Origin of the sequence: Pseudomonas sp. Marseille-Q5117, assembly GCF_946901175.1 — a bacterium.
Taxonomy (GTDB): Bacteria; Pseudomonadota; Gammaproteobacteria; order Pseudomonadales; family Pseudomonadaceae; genus Aquipseudomonas; species Aquipseudomonas iranensis.
Map to the genome: position 1 here is coordinate 174,360 of NZ_CAMPPP010000009.1, position 15,568 is coordinate 189,927.

Below are 15,568 nucleotides of genomic sequence, written 5' to 3' on the forward strand. Positions count from 1 at the left end.
GGGCGGGGGATTTACTGGGCGGAGGCATCTTTCACGCGCTCGGCATGGCTTTCGGCAACGCTTAGTGGTGCATCGAATCGTTGTTGTGCGCCGTAATCGTTAATTGCTGAAAAACTCAAATGCGAAGTACCAGCTGGCAGATCTTTCAGATTGAATGAGCGAACTTCCCCTGGAACGATCATTGTCGAATCAATTACCAATTCCGCTTTTTTCCCTGCAACGACTTTCAGATCCGCCAGCGACACGTGGTAGTTGCTTTGGTTTTTTACTTTCAGCACCGACTTGCCAGCCTGAGTGACCAATTGCCATGCAAGTTGCTCCGGTGCCTTTGCGGCATCACCGGTGAGTCCGTCCGGGCGGAAGAAGACCTTGATACGCTGACGTACCGCCAATTGCAGCGTGTTGACATCGGCAGCACTGGCCTGGGGGATTTCCTGCACGTTCAGCCATACCACCGACTCCTTGTCCGCAGGCATGCCGCGGCCTTCATAAAGAATCCTCAGTAATTGCTGTTGATTGGGCTCAAGTTTGGCCAGTGGTGGAGTAACTGCGAAAGGCGGTGCGCTGCCAGCCGTGTCGCCGGCATCCAGCCACGATTGCGCCAGAATGGTTTGTCCGCCGTTGCGCACGGTGACATTCGCCTCTTTGTGCGCGCCATCGAAGATAACCCGGGTGGAGCTCAAGGAGATGCTGGCGAATGCCGAGTGCGTCATCAACACCCCGGCAAGCCCCAGGCAAAGCGGAAAGTAGCGACTTAACATAGATTTCACCGATTAATCTGGTCGGGAAGGACGAGGCACAGCGGCCCCGTCCAGGTATTGCGGGCTGCTTATTCGTATTCGAGAACGAACGGCAGAGTGGCGTTACCGGTACCGGCAGTAGCGGTGGTCTTGTCGCCGGTGGTGACGTAAGCGGCTGCGAACGACAGGGTGCCGTCACCGCCTGTGGTTGCGTCGCCAGTCAGGTTGGTCTGCACTTTGGCAGTGGCTTCGGAGCTCAGGTCGATCAACTGGCCATTGCTGTCCAGCAGTGCGATACCAACGCCTTTGGCCGCGTCTGCACCCTGTAGCTTGAGAACTTTCTTGCCATCAACCAGGCCCGAACCGCCGTTTACGGTTGGTTTGAACAGCATCGAAACCTTGGTGCCAGCGTTGCAGTTCACTTTCAGGTTGAAATCGTTGGCGGCCACACGACCGGCGCCCGGAGCGGAGTCGGTGCCCATGTCTTTGATCGACACGCTGCCCATGTCCACGGCAATCATCTTGTCGTTACCCAAGGCGCCATCTACCGAGCAAGCGTCGTTATTGATAACGCCGGTGAAGCTGATTTGACCGCTGCCGCCCTTGACAGCTTTGGCGGCTTCTTCAGCCACTGCACCAGTGGAGGCAGCCAGTACGGAAAGAGTGAGTACTGCGAAAGCGAACTTTTTCATGTTTATATCCGAAGTTATTGTGAAGTGCTGCATTGAAATGCCAGGCCATATTAGGTGTGCGGTGGTGGCGGGTCTTTGGGATTTGTCTTAAAGCGATAAAGGTGCGAGCCAGTCAGTAATATGGCAGTGGCGTATTCATATTTGCGGTAATGGTGCAGCGAACCAAATGAGACAATTCTCAAAGTCGTGCGGTCTTTGTCTGGCTAGTATTCGCGGATGCAGAAATTCTCAGTCAACGCAAAGTTTGTGAGCGGGCGTCCTGCTTGAAAGATTATTCAAACTTTCGCTATTAACGACTGATAGAAAGAGGTTCCAGGTTTGTGAACACGCTTCGTATATTGGTCTTGGAAGATCACGCCTTTCAGCGCACGGCGGCAGTCAGTGCGCTTAATAGTCTGGGGTACAAAAATATCTTTCAGGCGGCTGACGGCAAGGATGCGCTGGCTGTGATATCCCAGGCTGGAGGCGTGGACGTTGCATTGTGTGACTTGAGCATGGCCGGGATGGATGGTTTGACGTTCTTGCGCCTGGCGAGAGAGGCCGGTTTGATTCGTGCAGTGATCATCTGCAGTTCACTGCCTGAAGACTTGTTGCGCACGGTTGACCGGATTGTCACGTTGCAGGGGCTGGAATTGCTTGGCAGTGTCGGCAAGCCTCTGATGGTCGATGTGCTGGGGCCATTGTTGGCGCGTTATCGGCCGCACACTCCGGGCGATGCCAAAGTGGTGGAAAGTCATCTCGATCAGCCTTCGGAGAACGAAGTGCTCGAAGCGATACGCCGTCAGGAATTTCGCGCCTATTTCCAGCCCAAGTTTCATCTGCGCAGTGGTGAGGTGGATGGCGCCGAGGTGCTGGTGCGATGGCAGAGCCCCAGTCGCGGCTTGCTCTCGCCAGGCATGTTCTTGCCGACGATCGAGCGTTGCGGTCTGCTCGATGAGATGTTTTTCAGCCTGCTCACGCAAGGCTTGAGTCTGCAGCGCTTCGTCCAGTCTCACGGCAAGCCGTTCAAGCTGGCGTTCAATCTCGACGTGACGCAGATGGCCAATCCGAATCTTGTCGACCGGATCAAGGCGCTGTTGCGCATCCATGGCGCCTCGCCAGCTGGGCTCATTTTCGAGCTCACGGAAACCGGCCTGCTGCAGATGCCCGAGATCAGCATGGAAAACATGGTGCGTCTGCGCATGCTCGGCTTCAGTCTGGCAATCGATGATTTCGGTGTCGGCTATTCTTCACTTGAGCGGCTGTGCCAGATGCCGTTCAACGAAATCAAACTCGACGCCGGCTTCGTGCAGAATTTCCATCAGGCGCGCTACAGCGCGGTCATCCACGGGGCGTTGGCCCTGGCGCGGGAATTGGACATGCGCGTGGTGGCAGAGGGTATTGAAACCGCAGATCAGGTTCAGCATCTGGCGCGGCTTGGTTGTCAGTGGGGGCAGGGCTTCTTCTATGCTCGCCCGATGAATTGGGCGCATTTGGTCGACTGGCGTTTCGAGGGTCAGAAGTCATCCTGGCGCCGCGCAATAGGCACATCCGATCGTTGATGCAAGCGGCATTCTGACTTTTGGGACAAAGCCCTATTTCGTCACGCCTTTAAAACACTCATCATGTGCCGAGAAATCAATCAGATGCACCTGAATGCTTCGGTGATGCCCGGGATTTGCTGCGGTTGCCAAGTGCTGATGGTCCTCCAACACTCTTCATCATGGAGCTGTTCATGCATTGGTCAGTCGTGAATCCGTTACGCGTTGCCATCCTTGATGATCACTCGCTCATACGTCTGGCGATGAAGTCGCGGCTGACGCGCGAAGCCGAGTTCAGTGTCGTAGGTGTGTATGGCAGCAGCGCGCAGTTGCTCGCCGGATTGCGCGGAATCGACATCGACCTGCTGATACTCGATTACAAACTGCACGATGGGGAGCTGGACGGTCTCAATCTGATCCGCCTGCTGCGCAAGCAATATCCGGGCATGCGCATCCTCGTCTCTTCCTCAGAAGAGCGCCCGGCAGTTGTGAACATGGCGGTCGGGGCGGGCGTCAGTGGATTCTTCGGCAAGTCACAGTCGGTCGATGACCTGATTACTGCCATTCGCTGTGCAGCGTCCGGCCAGTTGTACCTGTCTCCCACCATGGCCTTTGAGCTTGACGTGTTGCCAGCATCGATCGAAGAGCCCGCCGGTGCCAAAGACGAGAGCGCGGCGCACAGCGACGATTTCCTCAGTAATCCTCTGCTGTCACCTAAAGAGAAAGAAGTCTTGCGCTGTTGTCTCGAGGGGATGGGGGTGACGCAGATTGCCTTGAAGTTCTCGCGCAGTCGCAAAACCATCAGTGGGCAAAAACAGGCCGCTTTCAAAAAGCTTGGCATTCGTGGTGACGCAGAGCTGTTCAAGTTGCAGCACAGCCTGACAGCCGACAACCAGGGATAACACGCTTATGTTTCATCTGTTGCGCGGTGTTTTGCTAATCAGTGTGCTTTTCGTATTCAGTAGTGGTGTGTTATTGGCAGCAGAGCCGCGCACCTTGCAGGTGTTCGGTCGCTCGGACTGCAAGGAGCTGCAAGTCGATCTGGCCAATGAAGACTGGAGTTGGCTGCGGCAAAAGCGCAGCCTGATATTGGGTTCTGCGCTTCCGGATTTCCCGCCTTATGTCATGACCGCCAGCGGTACGCGCTATGAGGGGATTGCCGCCGATATCGCGTGCATTATCGGTCAGGCACTGCATGTTGAGATTACCGTCAAGGCTTACCCTGACCGGCGTGACGCCATGGCCGCACTTGAGCGCGGTGACATTGACATGTTGGGCAGTTCCAACAGTTTCGAATTGATCGATGGCCTCGTCACGCTCAGCAAACCTTATGTCGAAGACGTGCCGGCGATGTTCATGCGCGGCGATGATCGACGACCGATGCCGGCCAATCTGGCCGGTTTGCGTATTGCGGTTGCCGACGATTACCTGCCTTCCAGTCAATTACACGCGTTATACCCCAACGCCGAATTCGTGCTTTTTCCATCGAACGAGTTGGCACTGGCTGCGCTGGCTTTTGGCAAGGTCGACCTGTTTCTCGGCGATACGGTGTCGAGCAATTACCTGATCAACCTCAACTACTTCAACTATGTGCGGCTGCACTCTTTCGTCAAAACCCAAACCAGCGGTTTCAGCTTTGCCTTGCGCCGGGGCAACGACCAATTGCTGCGTCTGATCGATTCGACCCTCGAGTCGCTGGGTGATGCGAAGATTGCCGAAATTACCAAGCGCTGGTCGGGCGGCGGCGGGGCGCTGACGCCCAAACGCATTGACCTGACACCCGGCGAAGCACGTTGGCTTGAGCTGCATCCGGTCGCGCGGTTCGTGATCAATGACGATCAGGCACCGTTTGCATTCTTTGATGGTGACGGCAACTTCGGCGGGATCGGCGCTGATCTGCTCGAGCTCATCCAGCGGCGTACCGGCTTGCAGATCAATGTCGAGCGCACCGACAGCTTTTCCAGTCTGAGCACGCGTCTGCTGGATGGCAGCGCGGATATTTCTCTGCTGACACCAACGGTCTCGCGGGAAGTCGGCATGCGTTTCACTCATCCGTTCCTTGCCAGCCCCTTTGTGATCGTCACCACCAAGGACGCAGGCGCGCCTTCAAGCCTGCAGGAGCTGCGCGGCAAGCGCGTCGCAGTGCCCGAAAGTTCGGCTGAGCGTGAGCTGCTCAAGGACTACCCCGACATCGAGATCGTTGATAACGAAACAGTTCTGGGCGCCTTGGCTGACGTGAAGGACGGTCGAGCGGACGCGATGATTACCACGTTGCACAGTGCGCGCTACTACATCGCCCACATCTACAGCGACAGCTTGCGTATCTCCAACATCGTCGGCATGAACAAAGGCTTCCTCGCTTTCGCCGCGCGGCGTGCCGATACCGAACTGGTCAGCATTCTGAACAAGGCGCTGCTGAGCATTCCGCCGGATGAGCTGGACGTAATTCTCAACAGGTGGCGTCCCATTGCAGCGTTTTCGGGGTTGTCGTGGCGCGATTACAAGGCGCTGATCTACCAGATCAGCGCTGGCGCGTTCCTGATTATCCTGGGATCGCTGGCGTGGAATTTCTATATTCGCCGGCAGATCCGCGAACGCAGCCGGGCAGAGCGCTTGCTGGGCGATCAGTTGAAGTTCATGGGCGCGTTGATCAACGGCACGCCGCATCCCATCTACGTACGTGATCGTGAAGGTCGGCTTGTCACCTGCAATAATAATTATCTGCAAACATTTGGCCTGCTGGAAAAGGACGTGATCGGCAAGACCGTGCTCGAAAGCGGCAAGCGCAATCGTCAGGAGGCGTTGCAATTTCACGACGACTACCTGCGCGTCATCGAGCAGGACGAACCTTACGAGGTGGATCGCACGCTGCATGTCGGTGATACGCGGCTGATCATTTACCACTGGATCCAGCCGTATCACGACACGGCGGGTGAAGTCAGAGGCGTGATCTGCGGCTGGATCGATATCAGCGAACGCCGTGAACTGATCGAGGAGTTGCGTTCGGCGAAAGAGCTGGCTGACGAGTCGAGCCGCGCCAAAACCACCTTCCTGGCGACCATGAGCCACGAAATCCGTACGCCGATGAGCGCCGTGATCGGCATGCTCGAACTTACCCTCAAGCGTGCCGAGCAGGGACACTTCGATCGGCCGGCGATTGAAGTGGCATACGACTCGGCAAAAGGTCTGCTGGAACTGATCGGCGATATCCTCGATGTGGTACGCATCGAATCGGGCCATGTCAGCCTTTCGCCGAAACGTGCCAACCTGCGCGAATTGGTCGAATCCGTGGCGCGGGTGTTCGACGGCTTGGCCAGGCAGAAGAGTCTGGTGCTGAAGCTCGACATCGACGCCACTGTCGGCTGTGACGTATTGGTTGATCCGATGCGCTTCCAGCAGGTGCTCTCGAACCTGGTGGGCAACGCGATCAAGTTTACCGACACCGGTCATGTCAGCGTCTCGATTCGCGGCCAACGTCTCGCTGACGAACGCTTACAGGTCGACCTCAAGGTCGAGGACACCGGTATCGGCATTTCCAGCGCCGATCTGCAGAATCTGTTCCAGCCGTTTTCCCAAGCCAATCATGGTCCCTCCAGCAGAGGCGGCACCGGTCTGGGACTGGCGATCTCCCGTTCATTGTGCGAATTGATGGGCGGGCGGCTGAACATTACCAGTACGCTTGGCAAAGGCACCTGCCTGGAAGTGTCGCTGTTCTTCAATATTCTCAGCCCGCTTGGCGGCAAAGTGCTGCCTGTTTCGGTTGTTCAGGACAAACCGGTACCGACACTCAGGATTCTCGTAGTCGATGACCAGAGCGCCAACCGCCTGCTGTTGACGCAGCAGCTGAGTTTCCTTGGCCAGGCGGTGCGTGATGCCGCCGACGGTGCCCAGGCATTGGCGCTGTGGCGCTCGGAGCCGTTCGACATTGTGATCACGGACTGCAACATGCCGGTCATGAACGGCTATGAGCTGGCCCGCACCATTCGCCAGGACGAACGCGAAAGTGGTGGATCGCCGTGCATCGTACTGGGCTTCACGGCCAACGCGCAGCCGGAAGAAAAAGTGAAATGCCGGGAGGCCGGGATGGATGATTGCCTGTTCAAACCGATCAGTCTCGGCACCTTGTCGATCATGCTTGCAGGCTGGGAAAAAAATGTTGAAACCCAGCCATTTGAAAGCCCGCCTGCGGCGACTATCAAGGAGCTGGGTTCGATTCGCGAGCGTCTTGACGAGCTCACCGGGGGCGATCTCGACATGATGAAAGAACTTCTGCGCGAGGCGCTGTCGAGTTGCGAAAAGGATCTGGAGGAGTTGCATTCGCTAATACCCGAAAGCGATCCCGGGCTGTTGGCTGACCTGGCGCACCGCATCAAGGGGGCGGCGCGCATTGTTGCCGAGCATCAGGTCATTGAGGCGTGTAACGAGCTTGAAGCCGAGTGCGAGGCGCCTGTTATCGATCCGCTGGACCTCAATCGCAGTGCATTGAAGCTGGAGCATGCACAGGCTGATCTGATCAAGAAAATCAAACGGATCGAGCTGTAAACGTATCGGCTCATGACCATCCGACTGGCCTTGCATTGAAGCTGACGTTAAAGATCATTTTGCAGCGGGCGATACCTTGGTTAATAACCATGGAGTTTCGCGATGATCATTCGACGTCCTTTATTGATTGCCTGCCTTTGCCTGCTCGGTTTTGACACCGTCAGCGCAGCCCAGTCTGCGCCGGTCAGCGGAGTGATTCGCTTCAGCGGTCGAATTGTCGAGGCAAGTTGCATTGCGAGTGGCGCCAGCCATTCTTCTGTCGAGTTGCTTGATTGCCCCCAGGCAAGCACCGGGCAGATTTTTACCGTGAACAACGTCAGTGCGGCAGGGCGAGGTGAGTCGCGCCAGCAGGTGTTTGTGAAGGTGATTGCCGATACTCATGAGCAGGACGATTATTACGACCAGCGCTTGCTGCTCACGGACAACAAGGGTCACCAGATAACGAGCGGTAATTACGTAGTGACGATGACGCTGCCTTGATGGCTTGGAAAGAATGAATCTGCGCCCCTTGTTTCAAGGTTACTGACAAAAAGGGGCGTCACTAATGAGAATTGTCTGGTTCGTGCAGAACCGTCCCGCGCTTCAGGCTTGCCGCCGCTCCCCTGCGTTGCAAAATCCCCCCTTCAACACTCTCTGAACCAGACCATGCGTCGCTGCCATGGGCTGTCGTCCAGGTGTGGCTTTTCGTTCGGCGATCCTTGCCGTCATTTTGAGACAAGTCTCATTTCAGCCAGACGCGCCCTTGGTTATTTTCTTGAAAGGAAGAATGGAGCTGCCAAAGGTGTCCGATGTTTCTTGAAAATAACCGCAGTCGATCCTTGCGGATCCTGATCGCTGACAGCGATGTGCGCAGAGGCCAGTCGATCGAACAGCAGTTCAACAAGCTGGGCTGTCTCAGCGTATTGAACGTGTGTACCTATCGTGACCTGAGAGTCCTGACGTATTACTGCCCTCAACGGTTGAGCCTGGTCGTCGTCAATGCTCAGTTGCTCAGCGAGATGGCGATGGATCCGCTCGACTTTTTCGGGGAAAACCCGCTGATTCGTCATCTGCTGATTTTCAATCCCAACGATGATCACCAGTGGTCGAAGACCTTCTTCAACCCGCATCCGCAGCGCTGGATGCGCCTGGTGTCGAAAATCGATCTGCCGCGATTGGCAGACTTTCTGATGCTGGCCGACCCGGCGCTCAAGGAACTCGCGGAGCCGGCCTCAACCGACCCTTCGCTTTCCTCGTGCGCCAACCGCTAGCTACCGCACCTTCCCGCGATGATCCACGCAGGCGCTGAGGTGCTGCTGCCCAGCGCCTGCTTTGCTGCCCACTCGTTTGCCCCATTGTCTTGAATACACTCTAAGGTAAGGCATCATGCTGCTTCGTAAACTCAATCTCGCGCCGCGTTCGGCGCTGTGTTTTGGCTTGTTCTGTCTCATGATTATCGCGATCGGATTGATCGCCCTGCAGCAAGTCGACTTGCTCAACAAGGCAGAAACGTACGTCGAGACGACGATCGTGCCGAGTATCAAACTACTCGGCCAACTGGATCGTGAATTCGTCGAAATCAAGGGCAACAACGCCCGCTTGCGCAATCCCATCGAAACCCCCGAGCGCAAGGCGCAGGCCCTGATGGACATTCAGCAGTCCCGTCAGCTCATCAAGAAACATCAGCGAGCGCTCATTGAACTGCTGGCCACCGACGCTGGACGCGAGGCGTTCGAGGAGTTTGCCAAAGCGCAAAAGGTCAATGATCTGGCGCAGGACCAGTACCTTGAAACAGTGGCGAGCGGGCAGCTCGAGGCGGCCATTGCGCTGTCCAGGAATCAGATGCGTGCGGCGTCGGATGGCGTACAGGTCGCGCTCAAAAAGTTGATTGCTCTCAACGAGATAGAAGCTTATGAGGCGGGCAAGCAGGCCGACAATGTCTATGAGCACACGCTGTTGATCGTCAGTGTGTTCATTCTCATCGCGATCGGTGCTTCGTTGGCCCTGGCCGTGTTGTATACCCGCAGCCTGACGGTACCGATTGCAGGCTCGCTGAGGGTGGCCGAATGCATCGCCGCCAATGATCTGAGCGAAACCATTGCGCTGGATGGCTCCGATGAGGCGGCGCAAATGCTGTCGTCATTGGCGGCGATGCAAACCAGTCTGCGAGATGCCTTGATCATGATCCGTGATTCGTCCACGCAGTTGGCCGAAACCTCGGAGGTCATGCACGGCGTCACTGAAGATATATCGCGTATCACTCAGCGTCAGAGCCATGAAATCGAAATGGCCGCCACCGCCGTCACTGAAATGAGTGCAGCGGTGGAGCAGGTTGCAGACAACGCCGCATCGACCTCGCAACTGACGTCGGAATCCAGTGCCGCTGCCGTTGCCGGTCGTACCCGGGTCAGTGAAACGGTCGCAGCAATCAATCTGATGGTCTCCAGTGTGCACAGCACCTCGGCTGAGGTGCAGGCGCTATCGACCATGGCGAGCGATATCAGCAGCGTGCTGGACGTTATCCGAGAGGTTGCCGAACAAACCAATCTGCTTGCCTTGAACGCAGCGATCGAAGCGGCGCGGGCGGGGGAGGCGGGTCGCGGTTTTGCCGTGGTTGCCGATGAGGTGAGAGGGCTGGCGCAGCGTACTCAGAAGTCGACCGAGGACATCGAGTCCATGGTCAGCTCCATTCAGTCGGGCACCAGCCGTGCAGTTTCCTCCATGAGCCACACCCGCGCTCAGGCCGAGAGAACGCTCGAAATGGCCAATATCGCCGGCGAAGTGCTGACTGACATCACTGGTTCGCTGAATCTCATCAACGAGCGAAACCTGCTGATGGCAACCGCTGCCGAGGAGCAGGCTCAGGTTGCGCGGGAAGTCGACCGCAGCCTGATCAGCATTCGTGACCTGTCATGTGAAACCGCTGAGGGATCGAAACAGACCGCAGTCGCATCGGCGGAGCTGTCGCAATTGGCGGCGTCGCTGAACAAATTGACCAAGGAATTCAAACTTTAATCAGTAAACGTAAAGCCCTGGCTACCAGGGCTTTTTGATCAGCGCTCTATCGGCGCAGCAAAGTCCTGCGCATGGGGTGCAGAGTCAGTTTGTGCTGGCGATGCGGTTTGTGCTGTCAACTGCTCAATGCAGCTGGCGAGTTGTTTTTCATAGCTTTCAAGTACCGCTTCGGCTTCAGCTTCGCGCTCATCACGCAGGCGGAAGAAATCGTCGCGATTGAGTTGGTCCGCAACAAGTCGGATGTTTTGCTCGATGATCGCGCACAGTGAATCTTCATCCTCTAACACCGCGCTGGTCAGGGCTGCCTGTCGATTGTTTTCGAGTTCGGTTTTTGCGTGCTCAGCGGCCTTCGCCTGTTCCTTTGCGCTAAGCAGGTCGGTTTCCAAAACCTGTTTCTGTTCCGCCAGGCGCTTCAGTTCTGCGCTCATCGACTGGATTGCATCGGCGCGTTGGGTGAGTTGGACCTCCTGTTGTTGCACCACAGCCTTCAGTGGAAACAGTTCATTGAGTTGGTAGCCGGCGACCACAGTCATGGCGATCAGTGCCAGCGCAAGAATGGTCAGGCAGTAGATGGCGGCGTTGCTCTGGGGTTTTGAGCTATTGAGGGTATCGAGGGCTCTCACGGAATCGTTTCTCCTATCAAGAGTAGACAGTGTAATAACCTCGATTCGCTGGGCCTTTAAGACGAGTCTTAAATTGTGCTCTATTTGCGTATATCGATAACGGCTAACATTTGTTAACGAATTCGCAGAAGGCTTCTTGTTTAAACCGACTATCTAAAGTTTCTTGTGGGTCCATGAGAATTGTCTTGTTCGCGAATAAATAAACTTTTTGCTCAAGCTCCTTTTTTTCATTATCGTCTGCTGCCGCTTTGGTGGCGTTACTGCTGATAGTTCACGCAATCGTCCGCCATTCAATTGTTTGCAAACACGGCGAGTTCAGAGAGATTGCTATGAAGTTTTCCCATGTTTTAATTGTCGGTTTTTTGTATTTACTGCCATTTAACGCAATGGCGGCAATTTGCGAATTTTATCCGGACCATTCCAAGGGCAGTGTCAGGGTGGTTCTTCCAGCCACGATCTCGGTGCCTCGTGACACGCCCAACGGCACGGTTATCTATGAAAGCCCGATCGTGACCCTGGGCGCCATACCCAGCTCATTCAGGTGCTCTGCGGTACACAACGAAGGTGTACGCAATACTGTCGGCGCTACTCAGCCGGGCGCGGAAATTTTTCCTATCGGAAATACCGGAATCGGCTGGCAATGGGTCCGACCGCCATCGGGGAAAGCGTGGAAAGGCTTCCCAGGAACTACCGACACTGCTGGCGGTTGGGGTTGGAATGGTTCTGAGCACATCTTGCGTTTTGTAAAGACGGGCACTATTTCCGGCAGTGCGACGATACCCTCAGGCCAACTTGGGACCTTCGTCGCTGCAGAAATCGAGCCTCTGGCAATGAATACAAATGGCACGCGGATCGTCTCGCAGTCTTGTGAAACACCTGATGTGAAAGTGGATATGGGCAGCTACACCATGAGCGATTTTTTGCAGAACGGTGACTATGCCAAGGAGAAATACTTCTTTCTTGATATGAAAAACTGTCCTCCCGGAATCAATAACTTCAGGTACTCCTTTTCGCCCACTGCGGGCAGCCCTGCATGGAGCGCTGATACCGGCGTGGTACACCTCAACAGTAATTCCACTGCCAAAGGGCTGGCATTGCAAATGCGCTTCAGTGACAGGACGATACTCAAGCTGAACCAGAATTACATAATGAAAGCGCCAACATCGAGCGGCGGTAATGCATCCGTTTCCTTGCAAGCCCGCTTCGTGCGCATCGAGCCTTCCAATGCGCAAATGCGAGCGGGCGATGCCAATGCCGAAATTGCCTTTGTCGTCGAGTATCTATGAGCCCAACAGCCTCTTCACCTCAGCCACAATCACCGCAATATCAAACGGCTTGGGCACTACCACATCAAACAGATCGGAGCGCTGCATGCCGATGTGCGCTTGCGCGCCACTCATGAGAATGATCGGCAAGTGTTTGACGGACGGCTGGGCACGCACGGCTTCGGCGAATTCGAGGCCGTCCATGACTGGCATCATGAAGTCGGTAATAACCAGCGCCGGGCGTTCTCTTTCCAGCACCTCGAGCGCTTTCTTGCCGTTGCTCGCGGTCACGGTCATGAAGCCCTCATCCTCAAGCGCAAAGCCAAGAATGTCAGCAATCAGATACTCGTCGTCGACTACCAGAATGGTGGTCATGTTATTTCAACCCGCTTGAAGACTTACGAAATTGAACCAGGCAATGACTCAGCTGCGACTGAAGGTTCATTTTTCAAAGCCTTTTCCAGGAACACATCTTGATCGCGTACAACCACCTCGAACCGCGACGGGTTGTAGGAGCTATCGCGTACCTTAAGAATGGAAAGCGTCCTGCGAAGTTCAGCGTGATTCTCAAAGAAACGCATGAGGATCAGGTTGTCGACAATACTGGACAGGTCAGAGTTCGGCGCGCTGACCTCGGAACCGAACAAATCGCGCATTTCCCAAGAGGCAAACACTGTCACGCCTCTGGACCGCAGTTCGTTCATCAATGCACTGAAAAAGTCGGTGATGCGTTCCGGTGTGGTTGACACCCGTGTCATGCCGCTCAGGCTATCGATGAACAGGCGCTTGATGCCTTTTTCATCGACCAGGCTCAGCAGGCGTGCGCCGAGGCCATCGAGCAAACCCTCCGTTGTTGGCTGCCAGGCAATGCTCAATGCGCCGCTGTGTTCCATGTGTTCGATATCAATGCCCAGCGAACGGCCTTTCAGGCGCAGGCGCTGCGGGCTTTCATAGAAACCGAAATGCAGGCCAGGCGCTTCGGCCGTAGATTGCGCGAGAAACTTCAGGCCCAGCGTGGTTTTGCCGATGCCCGAAGGACCCATGACCAGCGTGACGCTGGAGCTGTGCAAGCCGCCACCGAAGATCTCGTCGAGCGACGCAATGCCGCTTGGAATGCGCGTCATGTCCGCGCTGTCAGGGGCGGAAGGGCGCTTGTAGAGACTTTCGAGGCGCGGGTAGACGACCAGGCCGTTATCGGTGATTTCGCATTCGTGAAGACCGGTCAACGCGCCGCTGCCGCGAGTCTTGCGCAAATGAATGCGGCGCACCGAACGGGTACCGAACAGCTCTTCACCCATTTCGATGACGCCGTCGACCATCGTGTGCTCGGGGCTGCCGTCGTCCAGGCGCGAGCTGGTCAGGAACAGCACGGTGCAACCGGCAAATGCGGCATGGCCTTGCAGTTCGGAAATGAATTTTTCGTGTCGATCGGCGAGTCGGCTTTGGAGCGTGCATTGAGCAGGCCGTCGACGACCATGACGGTCGCCTTCTGCCGAGTGATTTCGCGTCGCAGCAGCTTCACGACTTCATCGAGGCCTTCGTTTTCCAGCGTATCGAATGCGCTGACAAACTGAATTTCCGCGCCGACTCGCGAAGCGTCGAAAAAACTCATGGTCGACAGGAACTGGAACAACCGGTCGTGCGACTCGGCCAGCAACGTGGCGACCAGCACACGGCCGCCGTTGCGGGCGTGGTGAAACCCTAGCTGGTTGGCAAGGATGGTCTTGCCGGAGCCCGGGCGCCCTTGAATGATGTATGAAGCGCCGGCGACAAAGCCCCCCTGAAGCAGCGCGTCGAGCCCTTCGATCCCGCTTTGAAGGCGTTTTAGCTTTTCCACAATGCGACCCTGATCTGGATAAACAGGCTTGTTCAGCCGAATGAGTGAAATGCTAACGCCATTTCCGGCCGAGAGCCATAAAGGCTGGGGAAAAGTAGCGTTTTTGCAATGTGAACCTGGCACGTGACTGCTCGGGATCAGGGGGTAGTGACAAGCCCGGCACAGGAAGATTCGATTTTTCGAAACCCGGAAGCCAATTACATCCATAGGCGCTGCTGCGGACCATGAGGGTAACGCTTGCCACTTTGCTTTCATGAAATCGTCACAAAACTGCTGCAGAGTTCGGGAGCCCGTAATCACTAGGTGTCATTTAATGAAAAGTTTGATGAAGTCTGCTGCGCTCGCCATTGCGGTATCTCTTTGTGCCACCTCGGCCTCCTTTGCAGCAGAAAATGTTCGCCTGACGGGGTCCGGAGCAAGTTTCCCGGCGCCGATCTATCTGACCTGGTTCAAGGATTTCAGCAAGAAATCCGATGGCGTCACTGTCGACTACCAATCCAAGGGCAGTGGCGCGGGCGTACAGGACTTCTTGAACAAAACCGTGGATTTCGCTGCCAGTGACTCGGCAATGAAAGACGAAGATATCGCCAAGGTCGCCGAAGGCGTGCAGTTGCTGCCAATGACCGCCGGGGAAATCGTGCTGGCCTATAACCTGCCGGGCAATCCCAAGGGTCTGAAGCTGCCACGCGACGTCTATTCCAACATTTTCCTGGGCAAGATCACGCGCTGGAACGATCCGCAGATCGTCGCAGCCAACCCGGACCTGAAACTCTCCGATACGCCGATCACCGTTGTCGTGCGTGCAGATTCCAGCGGTACGACCGCGGTATTCACCAAGCACCTGGCAACCGTCAACGCCGAGTTCAAGCAGGCGTTGGGTGAGGGCAACACCGTCAACTGGCCGGCCAGTGACAAGTTCATCAAATCGCCGAAAAACGATGGCGTAACCGCTACCGTACGCCAGACCCCGGGTGCGATTGGTTACATCGAATATGGCTTCGCCAAACTGGCCAAGGTCGACTTTGCCCAGTTGCAGAACAAGGCCGGCAATTACGTAGTACCAAACGCCGAAAGCGGTGCCGAGGCCCTGGCGGCGGTGAAGATGCCGGAAAACCTGGTGGCCTGGCTGCCTGATCCGGACGGTGCCAAGTCCTATCCGATCACCTCTTATACCTGGATGATTTTCCGCAAGGACAATGGCAACCCGGCCAAGGCCAAGGCCATGCGTGAAATGGTCGAATACAGCCTGACCGAGGGGCAGAAGATTGCCGATTCGATGGGTTACATCCCGTTGCCGCAATCGGTCGTCGAACAGGTTCGCAAAGCGTCCGCCAACATTCAGTAACGCCGTGAGG

12 protein-coding genes and 1 pseudogene are annotated in these 15,568 nt (G+C 56.0%); 8 read left to right on the forward strand and 5 right to left on the reverse strand.

Annotation, left to right across the window (positions count from 1 at the left end):
* Positions 1 to 11: 11 nt before the first annotated feature.
* Positions 12 to 761: a molecular chaperone gene (locus OC605_RS16320; RefSeq protein WP_130899379.1), complete on the reverse strand. Its 750-nt coding sequence runs from the start codon at positions 759 to 761 to the stop codon at positions 12 to 14.
* Between the two features lie 68 nt (positions 762 to 829).
* A complete protein-coding gene (locus OC605_RS16325) occupies positions 830 to 1,432 on the reverse strand; it encodes a fimbrial protein (RefSeq protein ID WP_101159472.1) in 603 nt (200 codons plus the stop codon).
* Between the two features lie 320 nt (positions 1,433 to 1,752).
* Here OC605_RS16325 and OC605_RS16330 point away from each other — a divergent pair, with 320 nt between their 5' ends.
* The 6 genes from OC605_RS16330 to OC605_RS16355 all read left to right on the forward strand — a co-directional run bounded on the left by OC605_RS16330 (position 1,753) and on the right by OC605_RS16355 (position 10,488).
* On the forward strand, positions 1,753 to 2,973 hold the full coding sequence (locus OC605_RS16330) for an EAL domain-containing protein (RefSeq protein WP_024012832.1): 1,221 nt from the start codon (positions 1,753 to 1,755) through the stop codon (positions 2,971 to 2,973).
* Positions 2,974 to 3,146: 173 nt separating this feature from the next.
* On the forward strand, positions 3,147 to 3,854 hold the full coding sequence (locus OC605_RS16335) for a response regulator transcription factor (protein WP_262138235.1): 708 nt from the start codon (positions 3,147 to 3,149) through the stop codon (positions 3,852 to 3,854).
* 7 nt (positions 3,855 to 3,861) lie between these two features.
* On the forward strand, positions 3,862 to 7,494 hold the full coding sequence (locus OC605_RS16340) for a transporter substrate-binding domain-containing protein (protein ID WP_122507243.1): 3,633 nt from the start codon (positions 3,862 to 3,864) through the stop codon (positions 7,492 to 7,494).
* 102 nt (positions 7,495 to 7,596) lie between these two features.
* Positions 7,597 to 7,974, forward strand: coding sequence for a type 1 fimbrial protein (locus tag OC605_RS16345; protein ID WP_016774580.1), 378 nt, complete (start codon positions 7,597 to 7,599; stop codon positions 7,972 to 7,974).
* A gap of 308 nt (positions 7,975 to 8,282) precedes the next feature.
* Positions 8,283 to 8,744, forward strand: coding sequence for a hypothetical protein (locus OC605_RS16350; RefSeq protein ID WP_186567073.1), 462 nt, complete (start codon positions 8,283 to 8,285; stop codon positions 8,742 to 8,744).
* A gap of 115 nt (positions 8,745 to 8,859) precedes the next feature.
* On the forward strand, positions 8,860 to 10,488 hold the full coding sequence (locus tag OC605_RS16355; protein WP_186567071.1) for a methyl-accepting chemotaxis protein: 1,629 nt from the start codon (positions 8,860 to 8,862) through the stop codon (positions 10,486 to 10,488).
* A gap of 38 nt (positions 10,489 to 10,526) precedes the next feature.
* On the opposite strand, the gene OC605_RS16360 is transcribed toward OC605_RS16355, so the two are convergent.
* Positions 10,527 to 11,111, reverse strand: coding sequence for a hypothetical protein (locus tag OC605_RS16360; protein WP_262138196.1), 585 nt, complete (start codon positions 11,109 to 11,111; stop codon positions 10,527 to 10,529).
* A gap of 329 nt (positions 11,112 to 11,440) precedes the next feature.
* Between OC605_RS16360 and OC605_RS16365 the strand changes: the two genes are divergently transcribed.
* Positions 11,441 to 12,397, forward strand: coding sequence for a fimbrial protein (locus OC605_RS16365; RefSeq protein WP_016774584.1), 957 nt, complete (start codon positions 11,441 to 11,443; stop codon positions 12,395 to 12,397).
* Here OC605_RS16365 and OC605_RS16370 read toward each other — a convergent pair.
* Positions 12,392 to 12,751: a response regulator gene (locus OC605_RS16370; RefSeq protein WP_016774585.1), complete on the reverse strand. Its 360-nt coding sequence runs from the start codon at positions 12,749 to 12,751 to the stop codon at positions 12,392 to 12,394. The genes OC605_RS16365 and OC605_RS16370 overlap by 6 nt on opposite strands.
* 23 nt (positions 12,752 to 12,774) lie before the next feature.
* A pseudogene (locus OC605_RS16375) lies at positions 12,775 to 14,213 on the reverse strand (ATPase domain-containing protein).
* 313 nt (positions 14,214 to 14,526) lie between these two features.
* Here OC605_RS16375 and pstS point away from each other — a divergent pair.
* The gene (gene pstS, locus OC605_RS16380) at positions 14,527 to 15,558 is read left to right on the forward strand and encodes a phosphate ABC transporter substrate-binding protein PstS (RefSeq protein ID WP_051600442.1); all 1,032 of its coding nucleotides are present in this window, start codon (positions 14,527 to 14,529) and stop codon (positions 15,556 to 15,558) included.
* The last annotated feature ends 10 nt before the right edge of the window (positions 15,559 to 15,568 follow it).

Bases quoted from the DNA above. Each gene is read 5' to 3' on its own strand.
- OC605_RS16340 (WP_122507243.1), top strand. From the start codon at position 3,862: ATGTTTCATCTGTTGCGCGGTGTTTTGCTAATCAGTGTGCTTTTCGTA.
- OC605_RS16365 (WP_016774584.1), top strand. From the start codon at position 11,441: ATGAAGTTTTCCCATGTTTTAATTGTCGGTTTTTTGTATTTACTGCCA.
- OC605_RS16325 (WP_101159472.1), bottom strand. From the start codon at position 1,432: ATGAAAAAGTTCGCTTTCGCAGTACTCACTCTTTCCGTACTGGCTGCC.
- OC605_RS16370 (WP_016774585.1), bottom strand. From the start codon at position 12,751: ATGACCACCATTCTGGTAGTCGACGACGAGTATCTGATTGCTGACATT.
- OC605_RS16345 (WP_016774580.1), top strand. From the start codon at position 7,597: ATGATCATTCGACGTCCTTTATTGATTGCCTGCCTTTGCCTGCTCGGT.
- pstS (WP_051600442.1), top strand. From the start codon at position 14,527: ATGAAAAGTTTGATGAAGTCTGCTGCGCTCGCCATTGCGGTATCTCTT.
- OC605_RS16320 (WP_130899379.1), bottom strand. From the start codon at position 761: ATGTTAAGTCGCTACTTTCCGCTTTGCCTGGGGCTTGCCGGGGTGTTG.
- OC605_RS16335 (WP_262138235.1), top strand. From the start codon at position 3,147: ATGCATTGGTCAGTCGTGAATCCGTTACGCGTTGCCATCCTTGATGAT.
- OC605_RS16350 (WP_186567073.1), top strand. From the start codon at position 8,283: ATGTTTCTTGAAAATAACCGCAGTCGATCCTTGCGGATCCTGATCGCT.
- OC605_RS16355 (WP_186567071.1), top strand. From the start codon at position 8,860: ATGCTGCTTCGTAAACTCAATCTCGCGCCGCGTTCGGCGCTGTGTTTT.